The 20,617-nt window shown below is 72.6% G+C and carries 22 protein-coding genes; 9 read left to right on the forward strand and 13 right to left on the reverse strand.

Features of this window, described 5'->3' with window-relative positions:
* Nucleotides 1-5: 5 nt before the first annotated feature.
* The 6 genes from fliN to R9Z33_RS24295 are packed head-to-tail and all read left to right on the forward strand — an operon-like array spanning nt 6 to nt 6,252.
* Nucleotides 6-332, forward strand: coding sequence for a flagellar motor switch protein FliN (gene fliN / locus R9Z33_RS24270; RefSeq protein WP_318649159.1), 327 nt, complete (start codon nt 6-8; stop codon nt 330-332).
* Nucleotides 329-1,699: a sigma-54 dependent transcriptional regulator gene (locus R9Z33_RS24275; protein WP_318649160.1), complete on the forward strand. Its 1,371-nt coding sequence runs from the start codon at nt 329-331 to the stop codon at nt 1,697-1,699. Before fliN ends, R9Z33_RS24275 begins: the two co-directional genes overlap by 4 nt.
* Nucleotides 1,696-3,756, forward strand: a complete 2,061-nt coding sequence (flhA, locus tag R9Z33_RS24280; protein WP_318649161.1) for a flagellar biosynthesis protein FlhA — start codon at nt 1,696-1,698, stop codon at nt 3,754-3,756. The genes R9Z33_RS24275 and flhA overlap by 4 nt, the downstream gene beginning before the upstream one ends.
* 3 nt (nt 3,757-3,759) lie before the next feature.
* Entirely contained in the window at nt 3,760-4,641 is an 882-nt protein-coding gene (locus R9Z33_RS24285; protein WP_318649162.1) for a flagellar biosynthesis protein FlhF, read from the forward strand.
* Complete coding sequence (locus tag R9Z33_RS24290; protein WP_318649163.1) at nt 4,638-5,378, forward strand: nucleotide-binding protein; 741 nt, start codon at nt 4,638-4,640, stop codon at nt 5,376-5,378. The genes R9Z33_RS24285 and R9Z33_RS24290 overlap by 4 nt, the downstream gene beginning before the upstream one ends.
* 19 nt (nt 5,379-5,397) lie before the next feature.
* Entirely contained in the window at nt 5,398-6,252 is an 855-nt protein-coding gene (locus R9Z33_RS24295; RefSeq protein ID WP_318649164.1) for a methyltransferase domain-containing protein, read from the forward strand.
* Nucleotides 6,253-6,301: 49 nt separating this feature from the next.
* On the opposite strand, the gene R9Z33_RS24300 is transcribed toward R9Z33_RS24295, so the two are convergent.
* Nucleotides 6,302-6,730, reverse strand: coding sequence for a SufE family protein (locus R9Z33_RS24300; protein WP_318649165.1), 429 nt, complete (start codon nt 6,728-6,730; stop codon nt 6,302-6,304).
* The gene (locus tag R9Z33_RS24305) at nt 6,727-7,530 is read right to left on the reverse strand and encodes a CarD family transcriptional regulator (RefSeq protein WP_318649166.1); all 804 of its coding nucleotides are present in this window, start codon (nt 7,528-7,530) and stop codon (nt 6,727-6,729) included. The genes R9Z33_RS24300 and R9Z33_RS24305 overlap by 4 nt, the downstream gene beginning before the upstream one ends.
* Before the next feature lie 16 nt (nt 7,531-7,546).
* On the opposite strand from R9Z33_RS24305, the gene R9Z33_RS24310 reads away from it, so the two are divergent.
* Complete coding sequence (locus R9Z33_RS24310; protein ID WP_318649167.1) at nt 7,547-8,032, forward strand: hypothetical protein; 486 nt, start codon at nt 7,547-7,549, stop codon at nt 8,030-8,032.
* Nucleotides 8,033-8,131: 99 nt separating this feature from the next.
* Here R9Z33_RS24310 and fdxA read toward each other — a convergent pair whose 3' ends face one another.
* The 3 genes from fdxA to R9Z33_RS24325 form a co-directional block, all read right to left on the reverse strand.
* Nucleotides 8,132-8,464 (reverse strand): ferredoxin FdxA, encoded by a 333-nt coding sequence (gene fdxA, locus R9Z33_RS24315; protein WP_318651698.1) that lies wholly within the window; start codon nt 8,462-8,464, stop codon nt 8,132-8,134.
* A gap of 75 nt (nt 8,465-8,539) precedes the next feature.
* Complete coding sequence (locus R9Z33_RS24320) at nt 8,540-8,818, reverse strand: RNA-binding S4 domain-containing protein (RefSeq protein WP_318649168.1); 279 nt, start codon at nt 8,816-8,818, stop codon at nt 8,540-8,542.
* 3 nt (nt 8,819-8,821) lie between these two features.
* Nucleotides 8,822-11,752 carry a helicase-related protein gene (locus R9Z33_RS24325; protein ID WP_318649169.1) on the reverse strand — a complete coding sequence of 977 codons (2,931 nt, stop codon included), beginning with the start codon at nt 11,750-11,752 and terminating at the stop codon, nt 8,822-8,824.
* Nucleotides 11,753-11,877: 125 nt separating this feature from the next.
* Between R9Z33_RS24325 and R9Z33_RS24330 the strand changes: the two genes are divergently transcribed.
* Nucleotides 11,878-13,062 (forward strand): MFS transporter, encoded by a 1,185-nt coding sequence (locus tag R9Z33_RS24330; RefSeq protein ID WP_318649170.1) that lies wholly within the window; start codon nt 11,878-11,880, stop codon nt 13,060-13,062.
* Here R9Z33_RS24330 and lpxK read toward each other — a convergent pair.
* The 5 genes from lpxK to R9Z33_RS24355 form a co-directional block, all read right to left on the reverse strand.
* Nucleotides 12,980-13,969: a tetraacyldisaccharide 4'-kinase gene (lpxK, locus tag R9Z33_RS24335; protein WP_318651699.1), complete on the reverse strand. Its 990-nt coding sequence runs from the start codon at nt 13,967-13,969 to the stop codon at nt 12,980-12,982. The two genes, R9Z33_RS24330 and lpxK, sit on opposite strands and share 83 nt — an antisense overlap.
* 21 nt (nt 13,970-13,990) lie before the next feature.
* The gene (locus R9Z33_RS24340) at nt 13,991-15,247 is read right to left on the reverse strand and encodes a 3-deoxy-D-manno-octulosonic acid transferase (protein ID WP_318649171.1); all 1,257 of its coding nucleotides are present in this window, start codon (nt 15,245-15,247) and stop codon (nt 13,991-13,993) included.
* Nucleotides 15,244-15,927: a lysophospholipid acyltransferase family protein gene (locus R9Z33_RS24345; protein WP_318649172.1), complete on the reverse strand. Its 684-nt coding sequence runs from the start codon at nt 15,925-15,927 to the stop codon at nt 15,244-15,246. Before R9Z33_RS24345 ends, R9Z33_RS24340 begins: the two co-directional genes overlap by 4 nt.
* A gap of 66 nt (nt 15,928-15,993) precedes the next feature.
* Complete coding sequence (locus tag R9Z33_RS24350; RefSeq protein WP_318649173.1) at nt 15,994-16,986, reverse strand: glycosyltransferase family 4 protein; 993 nt, start codon at nt 16,984-16,986, stop codon at nt 15,994-15,996.
* The gene (locus R9Z33_RS24355; RefSeq protein ID WP_318649174.1) at nt 16,986-17,777 is read right to left on the reverse strand and encodes a UDP-2,3-diacylglucosamine diphosphatase; all 792 of its coding nucleotides are present in this window, start codon (nt 17,775-17,777) and stop codon (nt 16,986-16,988) included. Before R9Z33_RS24355 ends, R9Z33_RS24350 begins: the two co-directional genes overlap by 1 nt.
* 203 nt (nt 17,778-17,980) lie before the next feature.
* On the opposite strand from R9Z33_RS24355, the gene R9Z33_RS24360 reads away from it, so the two are divergent.
* Nucleotides 17,981-18,655 carry an RraA family protein gene (locus tag R9Z33_RS24360; protein WP_318649175.1) on the forward strand — a complete coding sequence of 225 codons (675 nt, stop codon included), beginning with the start codon at nt 17,981-17,983 and terminating at the stop codon, nt 18,653-18,655.
* A 67-nt stretch (nt 18,656-18,722) separates the two neighbouring features.
* Here R9Z33_RS24360 and yddG read toward each other — a convergent pair whose 3' ends face one another.
* From yddG to R9Z33_RS24375, 3 genes are read right to left on the reverse strand one after another with little or no spacing between them, the layout of a single operon-like run.
* Nucleotides 18,723-19,559 carry an aromatic amino acid exporter YddG gene (gene yddG, locus R9Z33_RS24365; protein WP_318649176.1) on the reverse strand — a complete coding sequence of 279 codons (837 nt, stop codon included), beginning with the start codon at nt 19,557-19,559 and terminating at the stop codon, nt 18,723-18,725.
* Nucleotides 19,556-19,942, reverse strand: a complete 387-nt coding sequence (locus R9Z33_RS24370; RefSeq protein ID WP_318649177.1) for a carboxymuconolactone decarboxylase family protein — start codon at nt 19,940-19,942, stop codon at nt 19,556-19,558. Before R9Z33_RS24370 ends, yddG begins: the two co-directional genes overlap by 4 nt.
* Entirely contained in the window at nt 19,939-20,574 is a 636-nt protein-coding gene (locus R9Z33_RS24375; RefSeq protein WP_318649178.1) for a YciI family protein, read from the reverse strand. Before R9Z33_RS24375 ends, R9Z33_RS24370 begins: the two co-directional genes overlap by 4 nt.
* Nucleotides 20,575-20,617: the final 43 nt, after the last annotated feature.

Genomic DNA, 20,617 nt, shown 5'->3' on the forward strand with positions numbered 1-20,617 from the left:
GCCGCATGAGCGACGCGACGGAAGACTTTATCCCGACCACGCCGGGTGCCCCCGCGGATGGCGAGCGCGCGCCACCCCCGCCGCGCGACCTGGAGGCGGTCTATGACATCCCGGTGCAGGTCAGTGCCGTGCTCGGCCGCGCCACCATGCAGGTGAGCCAGCTGCTCAAGCTCGGCCGCGGCGCCGTGGTCGAGCTGGACCGCAAGCTCGGCGAGGCGGTGGACATCTACGTGAACAACCGCCTCGTCGCGCGCGGCGAGGTGGTGATGGTGGAGGACAACCGCCTCGGCATCACCATGACCGAGATCGTGAAGGCGGACCGCGCCACATGACGCGCCTCCTGATCCTCGGTTCGCTGGGGGGCGAGCTGGGCCATGCGGCCCGCATCGCCGCCGCGCGCGGCGCGCAGCTCACCCAGGTGGAAGGCGTGACCGCGGCGCTGGAGCGGCTGCGCGGCGCGGGGGCGGACCTGATCCTCGCCGATGCGGCGCATGACCTGCCCTGGCTGCTGGAACGCCTGGCCGAGGAGCGCATCGCAACCCCGCTCATCGCCTGCGGCCGCAATGCCGATGCGGATTCCGTGCTGCGCGCCATCCGCGCCGGTGCGCGCGAATTCCTGCCCCTGCCGCCCGAGGCGGAGCTGATCGCCGCCATGCTCCAGGCGGTGACGGCGGAGCACGAGGCGCCCATCGGTCGCGACGCAGTGATGCAGGCGCTGCTCGCCCGTGCGGGGCAGCTCGCCCGCGCCGAGGCTTCGGTGCTCATCACCGGTGAGAGCGGCACCGGCAAGGAGGTGCTGGCGCGCCACATCCATGCCGCCTCGCGCCGGGCGCGCGGCCCCTTCGTCGCGCTCAACTGCGCGGCCCTCCCGGAGGCGCTGCTGGAGAGCGAGCTCTTCGGGCATGAGCGCGGCGCCTTCAGCGGCGCGGTCGCCGCCCGCAAGGGCAAGTTCGAGCAGGCCGACCGCGGCACGCTGCTGCTGGACGAGATCGGCGAGATGGATGTGCGGCTGCAATCCAAGCTGCTGCGCGCCATCCAGGAGCGCGAGGTGGACAAGCTCGGCGGCACCCAGCCGGTGAAGGTGGATGTGCGCATTCTCGCCGCCACCAACCGTGACCTCGAGGCCGAGGTGCGCGCCGGCCGCTTCCGCGAGGATCTCTATTTCCGCCTGAATGTCGTGCAGCTTCGCATCCCGCCGCTGCGCGAGCGCGCGGGCGACATCCTGCCACTCGCCGAGCATTTCGCCGCGCGCTATGCGGCGGCCAACGGCCTGCCCGCGCGCCCCCTCTCGCCCGCCGCGACCGCGCGGCTGATGGCGCATCCCTGGCCCGGCAACGTGCGTGAGCTGGAGAACGCGCTGCACCGCGCCGTGCTGCTCGCCAGCGGCCGGGAGATCGGCGCGGAGGCCATCGAGCTGGGGCATGCGCCGCCCGCCAGCGTGACGACGGGCGTGGCCCCAGTAGCCGCGCCGCCACCCGCCGATCCCATCGCCGCCCTGGTCGGCCGCCGCATGGAGGAGGTGGAGCGCGAGCTCATCCTGGAGACGCTGGGCCGTTGCCTCGGCAACCGCACCCGCGCGGCGGAAATCCTCGGCATCTCGATCCGCACGCTGCGCAACAAGCTGGCCGAGTATCGCGGCCAGGGAGTCGCCGTGCCGCTCGCCCCCGGGCAGCTGCCCGAGAGCTGGCGCGTCGCGTGAACGCCGCCACCCTCCCCGCGTGGCTGCGCAACCTTCGCCTCTCCTCCGAGGTGATGCTGGTGGCCGGCGTCATGCTCGTCATGGTCATCCTGATCGTGCCGCTGCCGGCCGTTCTGCTCGACGCGGCGCTCGCGCTGAACATCGTGGTCTCGGTGCTCATGCTCATGGTCGCGCTGCTGCTCACGCGGCCGCTCGACTTCCAGTCCTTCCCGCAGCTGTTGCTGATCACGACCTTGTTCCGCCTGGGCCTCAACGTCGCCACCACCCGCGCCATCCTGGCCAATGGGCATGAGGGGCCGGAGGCGGCGGGCGGCGTCATCGCCGCCTTCGGCAACTTCCTGATGGCGGGCGACATCCTGGTGGGCATGATCGTCTTCGCCATCCTGCTCATCGTGAACCATGTTGTGGTCTCGAAAGGGGCCGGCCGCATCGCCGAGGTGGCGGCGCGCTTCCACCTGGACGCCATGCCCGGCAAGCAGATGGCGATCGATGCCGACCTCTCCGCCGGCACGATCGACGAGGCGCAGGCCCGCCTGCGCCGCCGCGAACTCCAGGAGGAGAGCAGCTTCCACGGCGCGATGGACGGTGCCTCGAAATTCGTGAAGGGCGACGCCATCGCGGGGCTGATCTCCACCTTCATCAACCTGCTGGGTGGGCTCGCCATCGGCCTTGGCCGGCACGGGATGAGCTTCGGCGACGCGGTCGAGACCTATTCCATCCTGACCGTGGGCGATGGCCTGGTGGGCCAGATCCCGGCCCTTCTGGTCAGCGTCGCCGCCGCCATCGTCGTCACGAAGGCCGCGAAGGACGAGCAGGCCGACCAGCTCATGGCGCGCGAGCTGACCGGCTGGAAGCCGCTCGCCATCGCCTCGGCCTCGGCCGTGGTGCTGGGCGTGATGCCGGGCATGCCGCTGCTGCCCTTCCTCGTCATCGCCGGCGCCACCGGCACCGCCGCCTGGCTCCAGCGCCGGGCGAGCCTGGCCGCACCGCCCACGCCAGAGGAGCCGCCGCCCATCCCGACCGAGCCCGCGGTGGCCGAGGCGCTGCGGATGGACCTGCTGCGGCTGGAGCTGGGCTATGGCCTGCTCTCGCTCGCCTCGGGCGAGGCGCCGCGCCTCACCGAGCAGATCCGCGGCCTGCGCCGCGCCATCGCGCAGGAGATGGGCTTCGTGCTGCCCTCCGTCCGCATCCAGGACAATCTCGACCTGCCGCCTGACACCTACATCCTCCGCGTGAAGGAGATCGAGGCGGTGCGTGGCACGCTGCGCCCGCCGCTCCACCTCGCCATCAACCCCGAGGGCGGCCTGCCCGACCTGCCGGGCGAGAAGACGACCGAGCCCGCCTTCGGCCTGCCGGCCCTCTGGATCGAGGAAACCCTGCGCGAAGAGGCGCTGGCGCGCGGCTGCACCGTGGTGGATTGCGCTGGCGTCCTCGCCACGCACCTGACCGAGGTGGTGCGCGAGAACATGAGCGAGCTGCTCTCCTACAGCGAGACGGTGAAGCTGCTCGACGAACTCCCGCGCGACCAGCAGAAGCTCGTCCAGGATCTCATCCCCTCCCAGGTGAGCATCGGCCTGCTGCAACGCCTGCTCCAGGCCCTGCTGGCCGAGCGCGTCTCCATCCGCGATCTGCCGACCATCCTGGAAGGGTTGCAGGAGGCGGCGGCGGCCGGCATGCGCTCGCTGCCGCAGATGCTGGGCATCGTCCGCATGCGCCTCTCCCGCCAGCTCTCCGAGGCGGCGCGCGGGCCGCAGGGCTACGTGCCCATCGTCATGCTCTCGCCCGAATGGGAAGCGGCCTTCACCGAATCCCTCGCCGGCCCGCCGGAGGACCGGCAATTGGCGATGGAGCCAGCGCGGCTGCAGGCCTTCATGCAGCGCCTGCGCGACGTGCTGGACGCCCAGGCGGCGCAGGGCGAGCACCCGGCGCTGCTCTGCTCCGGCGCGCTGCGCCCGCATTTGCGCGCCATCATCGAGCGCTTCCGGCCCAGCACGCCCGTGCTCTCCCAGGCGGAGATCCATCCGCGCGTCCGCATCCGCAGCCTGGCCAGCGTCTGAGCCATGCGTCTGCGGGTCTTTCACGCACGCAACGCCACCCTTGCCCTCGCCGCCGTGCGCGAGGCGCTGGGCGAGGAGGCCGTCGTGCTCGGCACCCGGCGGGTCGCAGGCGGCGTCGAGGTCACGGCCGCGCTCGACCTGGCCGAGCCCGAGCTGATCGAACCGGAGCCCGAGCCGCCGCCCTCCGAACTCGCGCGGCACAATCTCGGGCCCGGTCTCTCCAGCGTCTTCCCGGGGCCGGACCTCGCGGCGGCGCTGGAGGCGCGCCTCGCCTTCGAGGCGCTGCCCGAGGACCGCCCCCTGCTGCTGGTCGGCCCACCCGGCGCCGGCAAGACGCTGACCTGCGCCAAGCTCGCCGCACGGGCGAAGATGGCGGGGCACACGCCCATCGTCGTCACCGCCGATGGCGCGCGCGCCGGCGCGGTGGAACAGCTCGCCGCCTTCACGCGCCTGCTGCGCCTGACGCTGGCCGTCGCCGCCGTGCCGGAGGCGCTGGCCAAGGCGCTGCAGACGCGCGCGCCGGGGCAGCTCGCCCTGGTGGACGGCTTTGGCTGCGATCCCTTCGACGAAGCCCAGGCCGAGCGCCTCTACCGCCTCATCCGCGCCGCCGAGGCGACGCCCGTCCTGGTGCTGCCCGCCGGCATGGACGCGGAGGAGAGCGCCGAGGTCGCGCGCGCCTTCCACCAGCTCGGCGCGCGGCACCTGCTGCCGACGCGGCTCGACATGGCGCGGCGGCTGGGCGGCGTGCTCGCCGCCGCCTGCACCGGCCTTGCACTGACCGAGGCGGGCATCGGCCCGCAGGTCGCGCATGGGCTGCAACCTCTGTCCCCCGCCTGGCTGGCCGCACGCCTGGCCGGCGGCCCCGACCGGGAGATCCGCGCATGACCACGCCCCGCCTCATCGCCCTCGCCTCTGGCAAGGGCGGCGTCGGCAAGACCTGCCTCGCCATCGGCCTCGCCCAGGCGCTCGCTGAATCGGGCGGCCGCGTGGCGCTGGTGGATGGCGATCTCGGCCTCGCCAATGTGGATGTGCAGCTCGGCCTCGACCCCCGGCATGACCTGGGCGACGTGCTGACGGGGCGATGCACGGCGGAGGCCGCCCTGGTGCATCACCCCGCGGGCTTCGCCGTGCTGCCGGGCCGCTCCGGCTCCACCGCGCTGGCCACGCTCGACGGCGCGGGGACGCGCGAGGTGACGGCCATGCTGCGCGGCCTGCCAATGGATTGGGTGGTGCTGGACCTGGGGGCGGGAATCGGCGCGGCGCAGCGCGGCCTGGCCGCGATGGCCGACCAGCTCGTCGTCGTGGCGACCGAGGAACCCACCTCGCTGACCGATGCCTATGCCGTGCTGAAGCTGCACCGGCGCGATGCGCCGGGAGCGCAGGCCGGGCTGCTGGTGAACATGGCCGCGCAGCCCGCGCGCGTGCATGCGGCGCTGGATGCCGCCTGCCGCGGCTTCCTCGGCCAGGGCCTCGCGCTCTTGGGCTCGGTCCGGCGCGATCCGCGCATCCCCGCCGCGATCCGTGCCCAGGCGCCGCTGCTCACGCGCCACCCGAACACGCCCGCGGCAGAGGATCTGCGCCGCCTCGCCACGCAGCTGCACCGGGCGCGACAAGCCGCGTGACTTCGCGTAAAGCGCGCGCATGTCCTCCGCATCCGAGCGCCAGGCGCGGCGCGTGCAGCGTTATTATCGCTGGCTCGACGGCATCTCCTTCTACCGGGAGCGCCGGGCGGCCGGCGAGGCCGTGCATCCCGTCCACCGTGCCCTGGCCGACCCGGCAGGGGGCGCGCCCTCGCCGCTGGTCATCCACCGGTTGATGCTGGCAGCGGTGACGCTGCCCGCGGAGCCGCGCGTGCTCGACGCCGGCTGCGGCTATGGCGCCACCATGCTCGACCTCGCGCCCCGGCTCGGCGGCGACTGGACCGGCCTGACCCTCTCGCCCGAGCAGGCGGCGCGCGGCAATGCGGCGCTGGCGGCGGCGGGGCTGACGGAGCGCGTGCGGGTCCAGGTGCGATCCTACGACGCGCCGCCCGAGGGGCCCTTCGACCTGATCTACGGCATCGAGAGCCTGATCCACAGCGCCGACCCGGCGGCGACGCTCGCCGGCCTCGCGCGGCAGCTGGCGCCGGGCGGCCACCTGCTGGTGGTGGACGACATGCCAGAGCCCGGCCTGCCACCGGAACCCGCGCAACGCCTCGCGCAGTTCAAGCGCTATTGGCGCTGCCCGGTGGCGCCCGACCGCGCCGGCTGGGTCACGGCGCTGCGGGCCGCCGGGCTGGACCTGGTGGCCGAGCGGGACCTGAACCCTCTGCTCCAGGTGCGCGGGATGGCCGAGGTGGCACCGCGGCTCGCCGCGGTGCGGAACCGGTCCCGGCTGGTGCGTTGGCTCGGCCTCGGCGTGCGGGCGGAGGCCGAGATCGGCGGCCTGCTGCTCGAAAGTCTGCAGACCGAGGGCTGGGTGCATTACCGGCTGCTGGTGGCGCGGCGCCCGGCCTGATCCGCCGAGGCGGAATCGCCGAAGCGGCGGATCAGCCGCTCAGCAAAGCCTAGACCGCTGCCCGGGCGGCCGCCTGGATGCGCGCCAGCACCGCCATCACGCCATTACGGCGCGAGAGGCTGAGATGCTCGCCCAGGCCAAGCCGCGTGAGGAAGCCCGCATCCGTCGCCAGGATCTCCTCCGCGCGCCGGCCATCCAGCACGCGCAGCAGCAGTGCCAGCAGCCCCTGGACGAAGGCGGCGTCGCTCGCGGCGCGCAGATGCACGCGCCCGCCCTCGAGGCGCGGCACCAGCCAGACACGCGACTGGCAGCCCGAGACACGGTTGGCCTCCACCATCTCCTCCGGCGCGAGGGGTGCGAGTTCGCGCCCCATGTCCATCAGGTAGCGGTAGCGGTCCTCCCAATCATCGAAGAGGGCGAAGCCCTCCTCGAGATCGGCGATGACCTCTTCGATGGTGGAACTGTCCTGCGCGCTCACGTGGACTTGGCGAAGGCGACCAGCGCCTCGCTGGCGGCGAGCTTGTCGATCTTCTCGATGGCCGCGTATTCGGCGGCCAGGCGCTCCAGCGCCTGCTCATAGATCTGGCGTTCGCTGAAGGACTGGTCCGGCTGGCCGGCATTGCGCTGCAGGTCGCGCACCACTTCCGCGATCTGGATGGGATCGCCGCTGTTGATCTTCGCCTCGTATTCCTGCGCGCGGCGGGACCACATGGTGCGCTTGATGCGCGCGCGGCCCTTCAGCGTGTCGATCGCTGCCTCGAACTCCTTCTGGGTGAAGAGCTTGCGCAGGCCAGCCGTGGGCACCTTGTTGACCGGGACGCGCAGCGTCATCCGGTTCTCCTCGAAGGTGACGACGATCATGTGGTGGTCCATGCCGGCCACCTCGATCACCTCGATGCCCTGCACCGTGCCGACGCCATGCGTCGGATAGACGACATGGTCACCGGCCTTGAACTCGACCTTGGGGCCGGGCGGGCGCGGCGGCGTGGACTGGCCCTCGGCGAAGCCGGGGCGGCCCGGGCTGCGGACGGCGAAGGAGGGCGGCATGTTGGGCCGCCCCATGGGCGGGCGGGGCGACATGGGATTGGTGGCGTTCCGCACCGGCATGTTGGGCGGCGCCGCGACCACGATGGAGGGGCGCGGGCCGGCGGCGGCGGGCTCGGGGGCGGGCGGCGGCGCCTCGGCGACGGCGGCCGGCTTCTCGGCCTTGGCCGGGGCCGCCTTCTCGGGCGCGGATTTCGGAGTGGACTTGGCCTCGGAGGCCTTGCTCTTGGTCACTGGAGGTAAGGTTGCCTTGCTGGTGGAGACGGCGGGGGTCGCCGATGGGGTGGGCTTGGGCGGCAGGGCCGGGCTGGCCTTGGCCGGAGGGGTGGGCGGCTTGGCCTTGGTAGGCTTGGCCAGGACAGGGACGGGCGCGGGCTTCGCCTTGGCGGCCGGCTTCGGCGCGGATTTGGCGGCGGGCTTCGGCGCTGGCTTCGGGGCCGTCTTGGCAGCGGGCTTCGCCGCCTTGGGCGCGGGCTTGGCCGCCGGCTTCGGGGCGGACTTGGCGGCGGTCTTCGGCGCTGGCTTCGGGGCGGGCTTCTTCACAGGCTTGGCGGCAGCCTTCGCGGAGGGCTTCGGCGCGGGTTTGGCCGCCGGCTTGCTGGCCACGCGGGCGGGCTTGGCTTTCGCCTTGGCGGGCTTTGCTGACGAGGCCATGGGGCGCTTTGCTCCTGCATGCCGAGGAAAGGTTCGGAACGCGCGCCCCTGCCCGGTCGGAAGCAGGTGGAACAAGGGCTAGCGACGTCTCCGGCGCTGAAGCCTAACACAAAAACCGGTCCTGGTCACGCCCGACGGGGCAAGGCGGCGCAGGATGCCCCCCATCCGGCCGCCTCGCGGCTCAGGGCTTGCCGGGCTCGGGGCTCAGCAGGGCCCGCTTGCCGGGCTTGTCCTTCCATTCATCGGCATCGGCCGGCGGCTCGCCCTTGCGGGTGATGTTCGGCCAGGACTGGGCGTAGTTGCGGTTCAGCTCGACCCAGGGCGTGGCCTTGTCGTCGCTGTCCGGCAGGATCGCCTCGGCGGGGCATTCCGGCTCGCAGACGCCGCAATCGATGCACTCGTCGGGATGGATCACGAGCATGTTCTCGCCGACGTAGAAGCAGTCCACGGGACAGACTTCCACACAGTCCATGTACTTGCACTTGATGCAGTTTTCAGTGACGACGTAGGTCACAAACACAGCTCCCGATGGCGACGAGGAGCCTTAGGAATGGCCCTCCCGCGCGGGATTGTCCAGCCATCCGGCCTGTCATTCCGTGATTGAAATCTTCTCGTAGAGGCCGCGCGCCTCCTCGGGCGGGCCGCGGCGCGTGCCCAGTTCCAGCACGCGCCAGACATGCACCTCGCCATGGCGCGGAAAGGTGAGGATATCCCCGACCCGCACGCGCGCATGCGCCTTGGTGACGGGCTGGCGGTTGAGGCGGAAGCCGCCCCCCTCGATCAGCGCGGCGCATTCGGCCTTGGACCGGGCCAGGCGCGCATGCCAGAGCCAGGCGTCGAGACGCAGGAAGGGCGCGCCCCCCTCCATGGGTTATCTGAGCTTGAGCTTCATGAGCGCGGCGAAGGGGCTGTCCTCCACCTTGCTGGCGGGGCGGTCCTCATGGAAGGTTCGCGTCTCCGGACCGCCGGGCCCACGGTCGCGATCGCGGCCCGGGCGGGGACCGTCACGGCGGCCTTCGTCGCGCTTGCGCTCATCCCGGCCGCCATGCCCGCCCTGGGGCGGGCCGTCGCGGCGCGGACCGTCCTTGCGGAACCCTTCCTTGCGCGGGCCATCACGCCGGCCCGGCGGGCGCTCGCCCTCCGGACGCGCGCCCTCGGGACGCGGCGCATCCGCGGGCTGGCCCTCGGCCGGGCGCGGGGCGCCGTGGCGCTGACGGTCGCGGCGCGGGCCATCGCGGCGCGGGGCGCGGACCTCGGCACCTTCGGCCGTGGCGCCTTCCGCCGGCGCCTCGCCCCCGGCGCGCGGCGCTTGCGGGCGCTGGCCTTCGCGGCGCGGGCCTTGCGGGCGGCCCTGGCGGTTGTGGCGCGGCCCCTGGGCGGGGCGCGCCCAGGCCACCATCGTCGGCAGCACGGGGCCTTCCATGCCCTCGGCCAGCGGCTCGGAGGGGATCAGCCGGAAGCCGAGCTCAGCCAGCACCGGGCCCAGCGCATCCCCCTTGATGCCAAATCGGCCCAGGATCTCGGGTGGCAGCGGCGCCGGCGCGCGGCGCGTCAGATAGCCGAGCTCCGCCGCCACGCGCTCCGCCACGTCGAGGCGCAGCAGCACGGGGCCGGCCGGCACCCATCCCATCATGGCGGCGAAGCCCGGCGGCCAGGAGAGCGCCATGACGCCATCGCTCGGGATGGAGACGAGGCCCGGCGCGGGCAGCGTCGGCGTCGGCACATCGTAGCTCAGCGCCCAGATCTGCGCGCGCAGCGCCATGGGGCGCGGCTTCAGCGCCTCGGGCACATAGAGCGCGAAGCGGCCGGCGCGGATGCCGATGCCCTTCAGCTTGGTCCGCAGCTCCTGCCCGATATGGTTGCGCGTGTCCCCGGGCTTCAGGCCCAGCGTCTCGCGCAGCTGGAAGGCCGGGCCGCGCAGCGTGTTGTCTTCCGCCGCCTTGGCCTCGATGGCGGCGATGGCGGCGAGGTCCTTCGCGATCACCCCCTCGATCCAGCCGGCGAGGCGCGCGCGGATGCGCTCGCGCTGCGGGCCGTCGAGGAATTCGCTGTCCTTCACCTCGATCAGCGGCTTGCCCGGCTCGCTGCCCATCTTGAGGCGGGCGATCTCCGCCCCATCCCAGGTGACGCGGTGCTCGGCGGTCAGGCCGAAGCTCTCGGTCTTGGCGATGTCGAGTGCCGCCACCCGGCGCGGGATCTCCTGCACCAGGGCGCGGCGCGCGGCGCGGAGGATGAGCTTCTTCTCCTCCTCGCCGCCCTCGCCCAGCTCGGGCTGGAATTCGAAGCCGACGACGCGGCCGACCTTGTGGCCCTCGACCACCACCTCGCCCTGGCGCGTGACGGCGCTGAGCAGCTCCTCCTCGGTGTTGTCGAGGCTGCGGATCAGGTGGGCGGCGCGGCGGTCCACGAAGCGCGCGGTCAGACGCTCATGCAGCGCGTCGCTCACCGCATCCTCGGCGGCGCGGGCCGCTTCCTGCTGGGTGGCGGCATCGCGCACCCAGTCGGCGCGCGCGGCGACATAGGCCCAGACGCGGATCGAGGCGAGGCGCGCCATCAGCGTGTCCAGGTCGCCCTCGATGCTGGTGCAGGTGGCGATCTGCGAGGCGATCCAGTCGGACGGCAGGTGCCCGTCCTCGCAGAGATGCGTGAAGAGCTTGGCGCAGAGCCGCGTGTGGGTGTCATCCGCCAGCTTGCGGAAATCCGGCACCTGGCAGGTCTCCCACAGCAGCTGCAGCCGCGCGCGGGAGGAGGCCATGCGGCGGATGCCCTCCTCGCGCGCCAGCAGGCTCAGCGTGATGTGGTCCGTTGCGTCATGGCCCTTGGTGAGGCCGGGCTGGGGCGGCGGCGCGCCTAGGCTGTCGAGCAGCGCCTCGATGCCGGAGAAGTCGAGGTCGCTGTTGCGCCAGGCCAGGGCCTGGATGGGCTCGAAATGATGCCCTTCGATCTTCTCGACCATCTCCTCCGGCAAGGGCGGGCACTCGCCCGTCACACCGAAGGTGCCGTCGCGCATGCCGCGGCCCGCGCGGCCGGCGATCTGCGCGGCCTCCTGCGGGGTGAGCTGGCGCGGCGCATGGCCGTCGAACTTGTTGAGGCTGGCGAAGGCCACATGGTCCACATCCATGTTCAGGCCCATGCCGATGGCGTCGGTCGCGACGAGGAAATCCACCTCGCGGTCCTGGTACATCTTCACCTGCGCGTTGCGCGTGCGGGGCGAGAGGCGGCCCATCACCACCGCGCAGCCGCCGCGCCGGCGGCGGATGGCTTCCGCGATCGCATAGACCTCGCCGGCGGAGAAGGCGACGACGGCGCTGCGCGCGGGCAGGCGCGTGAGCTTGGCGGGCCCGGCATATTCCAGCTTGGAGAGGCGCGGCCGCGTCTCGATCTCGACCTGCGGCACCAGGCGCTGCAGCAGCGGGCGGATGGTCTCCGCCCCCATGAACATCGTCTCGACCAGGCCGCGCGCATGCAGCAGCCGGTCTGTGAAGATATGGCCGCGATCGGGGTCGGCGCAGAGCTGGATCTCATCCACCGCCAGGAATTCCACCTTGCGGTCCAGCGGCATGGCCTCGACCGTGCAGGCGAACCACTTGGCCTCGGGCGGGACGATCTTCTCCTCGCCGGTGATGAGGGCGACGTGCTTCTCGCCCTTCTGCGCCACCATCCGATCATAGTTTTCCCGCGCCAGGAGGCGCAGCGGGAAGCCGATGATCCCCGAGGAATGCGCGAGCATGCGCTCCATCGCGAGATGGGTCTTGCCGGTGTTGGTGGGGCCGAGGATGGCCTTGACGCGCGCTTCGAACATGCTGGCTTCCGAGGATGGGCCCGACGGGAATGATCCGACAGGGGCCGCAGGGTTATGAACCATGCGGCGGTGATTGCAACTTGCCCCGTTGCAAAGGTGGGGTTCCCCGGCGGAGATTGGCCGGCGTGACTCCCCCGCAAAGCTTCGCCCTGGTCTTCGGCGCCCAATTCGCGGCTTTCGGCGCCATGATGCCCTTCCTGCCGGCCATCCTGGCCGAGGGCGGGCTCAGCGCCAGCGAGGTCGGCGCCGTGCTGGCCGCGGGCTCGCTGGTGCGGCTGGTGGCGGCGCCGCTGAGCGGGCGGCTCGCGGATGCGGTGCCCGACATGCGCCGCCTCCTGGCCGTGGCGTCCCTGCTGGCCGCCGCCGCTGCCCTGGGCTTCGGGCTGGCCGCCGGCTTCGCGTTGCTGCTGGCGGTGCAGGTGCTGCACAGCACGGCCGCCGCGCCCATCGTGCCGCTCTCGGACGCGCTGGCGGTGGGGGCGGTGCGGCGGGGCGGCTTCGACTATGCGCGGGTTCGTTCCATGGGCTCCATCACCTTCATGCTGGGGGCGCTGGCCGCCGGCCTCGCCGCCGAATGGGTGGGGCCGCGCATCGCCGTCTGGATGCTCGCCCTGGGCCTGCTGCTGACCGCCTGGGCGGCGCTGCGGCTGCCCGCGCCGCCGGGGCGCGAGACCGGGGCCACGCCCTCCACCAGCATCTGGGCGCCGCTGGCCGAGCCCGGCTTCCTCTGGGTGTTGCCGCTGGCGGCCCTCATCCAGGGCAGCCACGCGGTCTATTACGGCTTCTCGACCCTGCATTGGCAGGCGGCGGGTTTGAGCACGGGCTTCATCGGCCTGCTCTGGGCGCTCGGCGTGCTGGCCGAGATCGTGCTGTTCCTGTGGGGGCGGCCGGTGGTGGAACGGCTGGGCGTGCGCGGCCTCGCGCTGCTCGCCGCGGGCGCAGGGGTGCTGCGCTGGGCGGTCACGGCCGTCACCGTGGAGCCAGCGGTGCTGGTGGTGGTGAACCTGCTGCACGGGCTGACCTTCGGCGCCATGCATCTCTCGGCCATGCGCGCCCTGGTCTCGCTGCCGGCCGGGCTCTCGGGGCGGGCGCAGACGCTGCTCGCCTCGGCCGTCTCGGCCAGCACGGGCGGGCTGATGTGGGGCAGCGGCTGGCTCTATGGCGCGGTGGGCGGCCTCGCCTTCCTCGCCATGGCGGGGCTTTGTGGGCTGGCCTTCGCCCTCGCGCTCAGGCGGTTCCCAGCGACCCCTGCTGCAAGGCCCGGTCCAGCAGCGCCTCGATCTGGGACGGATCATCCCAGCGCAGCGTGACGCTCACCACGCGCACCCGGCCCTGGAATTCGGGCGGGATCCGCACCCAGTCCTTGCGGGTGGTGACGGGAATGGCGCCCAGCCGCTCGGCCTGGTCCAGCAGGGCCTTCAGGTCGCCGGCATCGAAAGGGTAGTGGTCGGCGAAGCTCTCGGTGCCGGCTACCACTGCGCCGCCCTGGCGCAGCGTGTTGAAGAATTTCCGCGGACTCGCGATGCCGCAGAAGGCAAACACGTTCTCCCCCGCCAGCCCGGCCATCTCAGGGCCGGAGACGAGGTCGCCGCGCAGCACAGGCAGGGTCGGCGGCAGCAATTCCAGCGCGCCGGTCTCGTCCGGGCCGATCAGCACCGCGGCGTCGCAGCGGGCGGCGGCGGCGGCGACGCTTTCGCGCAGCGGGCCGGCCGGGATCACATGGCCGTTGCCGAAGCCGTAGCCGCCATCGATCGTGAGCAGGGAGAGCGTCTTGGCGAGCGTCGGGTTCTGCAGCCCATCATCCATGACAATGGCGCCCGCCCCCTCGGCCACGGCGAGCTGGGCGCCGGCCGCGCGGTCCGCGCTGACCCAGGTGGGGGCCAGGGCCGCCAGCAGCAGCGCCTCATCACCCACCGCCTCGCTCCCGTGCCGCCCGGGCTCGACCTGGACCGGCCCCTTCACCGAGCCGCCATAGCCGCGCAGCAGGAAATGCGCGGGCGTGCCGCGCGCCTGGATGCGGCTGCCGATATCCATGGCCAGCGTGGTCTTGCCGGCACCGCCCGCCGTGGCGCCGCCGCAGCAGATGACGGGCACGGGGGCCTGCCAGCCGGGGCGCGCCATGCGCCGCGCGGTCGCGGCCGCGTAGATGGCGGCCACGGGCGAGAGCAGCAGGGGCGCAATTCCCCCGCGGCGACCCCAGAAATCGGGCGCTCGAATGCTGATCTTCCCAACCCTTCCTTAAACCCGGCCGGCCTTGCCCAGCAGGGCCAGCAGCGCCTCCGCCATCCGGCCCGGCAGCGCGGCATTGGCGGCAACCCATTCCCCGGCGGCTCGCGCCATGGCGGCCGTCGCTTCCGTCTGGGTTAGCATATCCGCAACGGTCGCCGCCAGCACGGCGGAATCGGGCAGCTGGCGGGCGCCCCCCGCGGCCAGCAGCCCGGCCGTCGCCTCGGTGAAGTTCTGCATGTGCGGGCCGAAGACCAGCGGGCAGCCCAGGCGCGCCGCCTCCAGGGGATTCTGCCCGCCATGCGGCACCAGGCTGCCGCCGATGAAGGCGACATGGGCCACGCGGTAGAGCAGCCCCATCTCGCCGATCGTATCGGCCAGGTAGACCGGCCCGGCATCGGGCAGGGCACCCAGCGCGCGCCGGGGCCAGGGGCCGAGTTCGGCCCCGCGCTCCGGATGGCGAGGGGCAAGGATGGTCAGCAGGTCCGGCCGCTCGCGCCGCAGCACCTCGGCGGCGGCGAGCACCTGCGCCTCCTCGCCTGGATGTGTGCTGGCGGCGAGCAGCACGGGCCGGCCGCCGATGGCGCCCTGGAGGGCCGCCAGCGCCGCCGCATCGGCCGGCAGCGGGGGCGCGGCCAGCTTGAGATCGCCCGGCGGCGCCACCGCACGGGCGCCGAGCGCCAGCAGCCGGGCCGCATCCTCGGCCGAACGGGGCATGATGAGCTGGAAGCGGCCCAGCAGCTCGCGCGCGAAGCCCGGCGCGAAGCGCCCCCAGCGCCGCGCGGTGCGGGCCGAGATGCGGGCGTTCAGCAGTGCCAGCGGAATGCCGCGCGCCTGGGTGGCGGCCAGCGTGTTGGGCCAGAGCTCGCTCTCCACGAAGCCCGCCGCATCCGGCCGCCAACCATCGAGGAAGCGCGCCACCCAGCCGGGCACGTCGAGCGGCGCATAACGATGCGTCACGCGCGCACCGAGCGCCGCCGGCACCCGCTGCGGCAGCACCCGCGCCGAGGTGACCGTGCCGGTGGTAACGAGGATGTGGAGGGCGGCATCCCGCTCGGCCAGCGCCTCGATCAGCGGCAGGATGGAGAGGCTCTCGCCCACGCTTGCCGCATGCAGCCAGATCAGGCGGCCTTCCGGCCGGGCGGCGCCATGGCCCTCGCGCTCCGGCAGGCGCGCCGCCTCCTCCTTGCCGCGCGCCACGCGGCGGCGGAGGTTCCAGCGCAACGCAGGGGCGGCGAGCGTCGCCGCGATGTGCCAGGCGCCGCTCACCGCCGCGGCTTGCCCAGCGCCGCATCAGCGGCATCGCAGGCAGCGTCCAGCCCGGCGGCGATGGCGGGCAGCGCCGCCTCCGGCGCCTCCCGCGCGACGGGAATGGCGGGACCGGCCACGATCACGCCGCGGCCGAAGGGCAGCGGGAACTCCATCCGGTCCCAGGTCTTCAGGCCGATCGCCCAGGCGAAGCGGCCGGCGCAGGGCAGCACGGGCTTGCCGCTGAAGGCCGCGAGCTGCGCCACGCCCGGCGCCGGCTGGCGGCGCGGGCCGCGCGGGCCGTCGGGCGTGATCACCATCATGGCGCCCGTGCGGATCAGCCGCGCCATGGCCAGCATGCCCACCGCGCCCCCCTTGGATGTGGAGGCATGGATCATGTTCAGGTCGAAGCGCTTGACCACATCGCCGATCAGCCGCCCGTCCCGATGGCGCGAGACCAGCACATGCGCCGAGGGGATGCCGGCGCGCGCCTTCCCGGTCCGCCAGAGATGCGGCATGGAGGGAAGGTTCTCGTGCCAGAAGGCGGCGATGACATTGCCATGCTGCGCGAAGGCAGTGTCGATCGCATCGCCGCCGATGAGCGTCCAGCGCGTGGTCCGGTAGACCAGCGCGAGGTAGAGGCCCAGCAGGTTCGCGGCAAAGGCCTGAAAGGCCGGATGGCGCGTCAGCCGGCGCAGCATGCGTCAATCTCGAACATAGGCTGCGCGCCTCGCATGCCGGCGCGCGCGAGGCAAGTCCGGCCCCGGTCAGACCAGGGTGAGGCTCTCGCGGAAGGCGCGGGCGCTGGCGGGCCAGGAGAAGCGCTCGGCCTCGGCGCGGGCCTGGGCGCGCGGCACCTCCAGCGCGGCGAGGCAGGCGCGGTGCAGATCCTCGTCCAGAACGCCGCCCGCGCCCACCACATCCTTCGGGCCCATCACGGGAAAGGCCGCGACCGGCGTGCCGCTCGCCATCGCCTCCAGCAGCACGAGCCCGAAGGTATCGGTGCGGGAGGGGAAGACCATGACATCCGCGCCGCGATAGGCATGGGCCAGCGCCTCACCCTCGCGCCAGCCAGCAAAATGGACGGCGGGGTGGCGCGATTGCAGCGCCGCGCGCTGCGGCCCGTCGCCCACCACCACCTTGCTGCCGGGAAGGTCGAGCTCAAGGAAGGCGGCGATGTTCTTCTCCACCGCGACACGGCCCGCATAGAGGAAGACGGGGCGCGGCAGGCCATGCCAGGCATCCCGTGCGCCGGGCCGGAACAGCTCCAGGTCCACGCCGCGCGTCCAGGGGAGGATGCGGCGGAAGCCCCGCCGGACCAGCTCCTCGCGCAGGCTCGGCGTCGCGGCCAGGGTTCCCGCGCCGGCATTGTGGAAGCGGCGCAGCAGCGCCCAGGTGGCGCGTGGCGGGATTCGCGTGCGCGCGCTGACATATTCGGCGAAGCGGGTGTGGAAGCTCGTCGTGAAGCGCCAGCCGCGCCGGATCGCGATGGCGCGCGCCGCAAGGCCGAGCGGGCCTTCCGTCGCCACATGCAGCGCATCGGGCCGGATCTCGTCCAGCATGCGGGCGAGCCGCGCGCGCGGCAGCAGGGCGAGGCGGATCTCGCCATAGCCGGGCATGGCGAAGTTCCGGAACCGGTCGGGGCCGATCACCTCCACCGTGTCGCCCGTCGCGGTCAGCTCGGCCGTGATCCGCTCCAGCGTGCGCACCACGCCGTTGATCTGCGGCCGCCAGGCATCGGTGACGATGGCGAGGCGCATCAGGCGGGCTGCACCGCCGGCAGGCGCAGGGGCGCGCGCTGCATCGCGGCCCAGTCCAGCAGCTCGAACCGGCCATCGGCATGCTCGACCAGCGCGGTGCAGCTCTCCACCCAGTCGCCGTCATTCATGTACATCACGCCGTTCACCAGGCGCATCTCGGCGTGATGGATATGGCCGCAGATCACGCCATCCAGCCCGCGCCGCCGCGCCTCGCCGGCCAGCGCCACCTCGAAGCGGTCAATCGCCTTCACCGCCTCCTTCACCTGGCGCTTCAGCCATTGGGAAAGCGACCAGTAGGGATATCCGAGCTTGCGCCGCGCGAGGTTGAACCAGCGGTTCAGCACCAGCGCCGTGTCATAGGCCCAGTCCCCCAGATAGGCGAGGAACTTGGCGTAGCGGATCACGCCGTCGAATTCATCGCCATGCAGCACCAGGAAGCGGCGGCCATCCGCGCCCTCATGCACCGCCTCGCGCCGCAGTTTCACGCCGGCGATCTCGAGGCCGAGCCATTCGCGGAACATCTCGTCGTGATTGCCGGGGATGTAGGTGACGGCGGTGCCGCGCTCGGCATGGTCCAGCACGGCGCGCATGACCGCATCGAACTCCGCATGCCAGTACCACGCCTTGCGCAGGCGCCAGCCATCGATCACGTCCCCCACCAGGTAGAGCTGCTCGCATTCGACCCGGGCAAGGAAGTCCAGCAGCATGTCGGACCGCGCGCCCCGGGTGCCGAGATGGATGTCCGAGACGAAGACGCTGCGGACCCGGATGGTCTGATCCCGTGGCGGCATCAGGGATGCTCCGTGCTGTGCATGCGGCCGGAATGGGTGGGAAAGCGGCGGGTTGCACGTGAATCTTCCATGACCCCTGCGCGGCGCGCATGTCTCGGTTCCGACACGCAACCGACCGCGAATCGCCTCGGGACGGATGTTATGGGACGGGCTTCCCCGATCGCGCGCCGCGTGGTGGCATGGCGCGAATCGAGGAGGATTTCATGACCATCGGCTTTCGTATCCGCCCCATCGCCGCGCGCGTGGCGCCTGCCATCATCCAGCGCGCCGCCAAGGTTCCCGCCGCCAATATCGGCGACGTGATGAACCGCCTGCAGTCCCTGAGCGGCACCTTCCATTCCTATGGCGGGCGCAAGCGCATGGTGGGCCCGGCCTTCACCGTGAAGGCGCGCTCGGGCGACAACCTGCTGCTGCACCGCGCGGTGGACATGGCCCAGCCGGGCGACATCATCGTCTGCGACGGCAATGGCGATCTCTCGGTGGCGCTGATGGGCGATCTGATGCTCGGCCACGCGACCAAGCGCGGCGTAGCCGGCGTGGTGCTGGACGGCGCGGTGCGCGACGTCGCTTCGCTCGCCAAGATGGATCTCGGCGTCTGGGCGCGCGGCCACACGCCGGCCGGCCCCTGGAAGGAAGGCCCGGGCGAGATCGGCACGCCGATCTCCTGCGGCGGCCAGGTGGTGATGCCAGGCGACCTGATCTGCTGCGACGAGGATGGCGTGGTGGTGGTGCCGATGGACGAGGCGGAGGCCGTGATCGCGGCGGCCGAGGCGCACCAGGCCAAGGAGATCAAGGCCGAGCAGGACATCCAGGCCGGCACCTGGCCGCGCGACTGGGTGGTGCAGAGCCTGCGCGAGAAGGGCTGCGAGGGGGCTTGAGGCCCCGCGCCTGATCGTCCCTGGCAGCGCGCCAGGGACGCGGATCAGCCGCGCAGCAACGCCCGCTCTACCGCGCCGTGGCGGCCAGCCAGCCGCCACCGGCGACAAGCGCCAGGGCCAGCGCCACATTCCAGGTGAAGGCCCCCGCCCCCGCGGCGATGAGCAGCAACGTGGAAGCGACCGGGACGCCATAGGCCAGCGTGCCGAGCAGGCGCGGATCGCCGCGCTTCATCCCCAGATCCCACAGGAAGAAGGCCGCGCCCACCGGGCCGAGGCCGAGCAGCAGCGCCGCCAGCGCCTGCCGCGCATCGGGCATCACGCTCGGCTCGAAGACCAGGTGCGCGAGTGCCGCCAGCACTGCCGCACCGCCACAGAAGCCGGCCACCGCGCCGGTCGGCACGCGATCGAGCCGCCGCGCCGTGACCGAGTAGAGCGCCCAGACGAAGGCGCAGCCGATGGCGCAGAGAAAGCCGAACCAGGCCTCCGCCGGGAAGCGCGCGCCGCCGCCCAGCAACAACGCGCAACCCGCGAAGCCGAGCACGACGCCCGCCAGCCGGCGCGGCCCAAGCCGCAGCCCCAGGATGGGCGCCGAGAGCAGCACGATCAGCAGCGGCCAGAGATAGTTCAGCAGATTGGCCTCGACCGCCGGGGCATAGGCCAGCGCCGCGAAATACAGCGCGTGATACCCGAACAGCCCGCCCACCCCATGCGCCCAGGCGAGCGGCCCCTGCCTGAGCGCGCCCAGCTCGCCCCGTGCGGCGACGACGCCGAGGCCCGTCAGTGCCGCGACGAAGAAGCTCATCGCCGTCAGCTGCAGGGGCGGCAGCCCCGCCGCCAGCTTGGAGAGCAGCGCGAGGAAGGCCCAGAGCAGCAGCGCACCGATCCCGGCGAGCGTGGCATTCACTGGAATTGCGGGTCCACCGGCACGCGCAGCGCCTCGGCCAGGCGGTTGGTCTCGGCCGCCATGGCGATCACGGCCAGCAATTCGCCATGCATCGCGTCATCCATGCCCTTGGCCCGCGCGGCCGCGGTGTGCGAGGCGACGCAGTAGTTGCAGCCCGCCGTGGCGCTCACCGCGAGGTAGACCATCTCCTTCACCAGCGGATCGAGCGCGCCCGGCGCCATCACCTGCTTCAGATTGTCCCAGGTGCGCGCCAGCGTGGGCGGGTGCACCGCGAGGGCCTTCCAGAAATTGTTGACGTCGGGCACGCCGCGCGTGGCCTTGATGTCGTCGAAGACGGCGCGCACCTCGGGCGGGGCGTCCTCGTATTCGATGAGCCGGCTCATTCCGGCTTCGGCAGCGGCTTGTAGGGCAGCGGCGCGAAGCGCGTCGGGAAGAAGCGCATCCTCTGCCAGACGCCGTTCTGCACATAGGGGTCGTCCGCCCACCAGGCGCGCGCCTCCTCCTCCGTCGCGTGGCGGGTGACGGCGATGGAGCCAACCATCTCGCCCTGCGCGCCCAGCAGCGCGCCGCCGCAGGCCAGCGTGCCATCCTCGGCGAAGCGCATCACGCGCTCCATATGCGGCTGCCGCACGGCGAGGCGCTTCTCCACGCTGTTCTCCGCATCCTCGGCGATCACCACGCAATGCGTCATGCCGGCCGGCGTGGGGCCGGAGGGGAGCGGCTGGTAGTGCATCGGCGCGATCCGATAGGGCCGCATCTGGTAGCTGAGCCAGACGCCATCCCGCGCGAAGGGCTCCTCCAGCAGGTATTCGCGGGCACCCAGCTCATCCTCGTCGTTCAGGATCATGATGGAGCCAGCCGCCGTGCCGTCGGCGCGGAACAGCGGCACGGCCAGATGCAGCCGCCCGGCCGCGACCCAGCGCGTGATGACCTCCAGATGGCGGTCCCGCACGGCGGCGCGCCGCGCCGGGGCCTCCGCATCCTCGCCGTCCCAACCCAGGATCACATAGCCCATGGCCTGATTCCCTTCCCTCGTCCCGTGCCCGATGGTCGCGGCT

This window comes from Sediminicoccus rosea (assembly GCF_033547095.1).
Taxonomy (GTDB): domain Bacteria; phylum Pseudomonadota; class Alphaproteobacteria; order Acetobacterales; family Acetobacteraceae; genus Roseococcus; species Roseococcus rosea.

What these genes read in the sequence shown, in the direction of transcription:
- R9Z33_RS24345 (WP_318649172.1), bottom strand. Translation starts at nt 15,927, where the DNA reads ATGCTGCGCCGGCTGACGCGCCATCCGGCCTTTCAGGCCTTTGCCGCG.
- R9Z33_RS24290 (WP_318649163.1), top strand. Translation starts at nt 4,638, where the DNA reads ATGACCACGCCCCGCCTCATCGCCCTCGCCTCTGGCAAGGGCGGCGTC.
- R9Z33_RS24350 (WP_318649173.1), bottom strand. Translation starts at nt 16,986, where the DNA reads ATGCGCCTCGCCATCGTCACCGATGCCTGGCGGCCGCAGATCAACGGC.
- R9Z33_RS24355 (WP_318649174.1), bottom strand. Translation starts at nt 17,777, where the DNA reads ATGCCGCCACGGGATCAGACCATCCGGGTCCGCAGCGTCTTCGTCTCG.
- R9Z33_RS24360 (WP_318649175.1), top strand. Translation starts at nt 17,981, where the DNA reads ATGACCATCGGCTTTCGTATCCGCCCCATCGCCGCGCGCGTGGCGCCT.
- fliN (WP_318649159.1), top strand. Translation starts at nt 6, where the DNA reads ATGAGCGACGCGACGGAAGACTTTATCCCGACCACGCCGGGTGCCCCC.
- R9Z33_RS24275 (WP_318649160.1), top strand. Translation starts at nt 329, where the DNA reads ATGACGCGCCTCCTGATCCTCGGTTCGCTGGGGGGCGAGCTGGGCCAT.
- R9Z33_RS24295 (WP_318649164.1), top strand. Translation starts at nt 5,398, where the DNA reads ATGTCCTCCGCATCCGAGCGCCAGGCGCGGCGCGTGCAGCGTTATTAT.
- R9Z33_RS24325 (WP_318649169.1), bottom strand. Translation starts at nt 11,752, where the DNA reads ATGTTCGAAGCGCGCGTCAAGGCCATCCTCGGCCCCACCAACACCGGC.
- R9Z33_RS24370 (WP_318649177.1), bottom strand. Translation starts at nt 19,942, where the DNA reads ATGAGCCGGCTCATCGAATACGAGGACGCCCCGCCCGAGGTGCGCGCC.
- R9Z33_RS24375 (WP_318649178.1), bottom strand. Translation starts at nt 20,574, where the DNA reads ATGGGCTATGTGATCCTGGGTTGGGACGGCGAGGATGCGGAGGCCCCG.
- R9Z33_RS24285 (WP_318649162.1), top strand. Translation starts at nt 3,760, where the DNA reads ATGCGTCTGCGGGTCTTTCACGCACGCAACGCCACCCTTGCCCTCGCC.
- R9Z33_RS24320 (WP_318649168.1), bottom strand. Translation starts at nt 8,818, where the DNA reads ATGGAGGGGGGCGCGCCCTTCCTGCGTCTCGACGCCTGGCTCTGGCAT.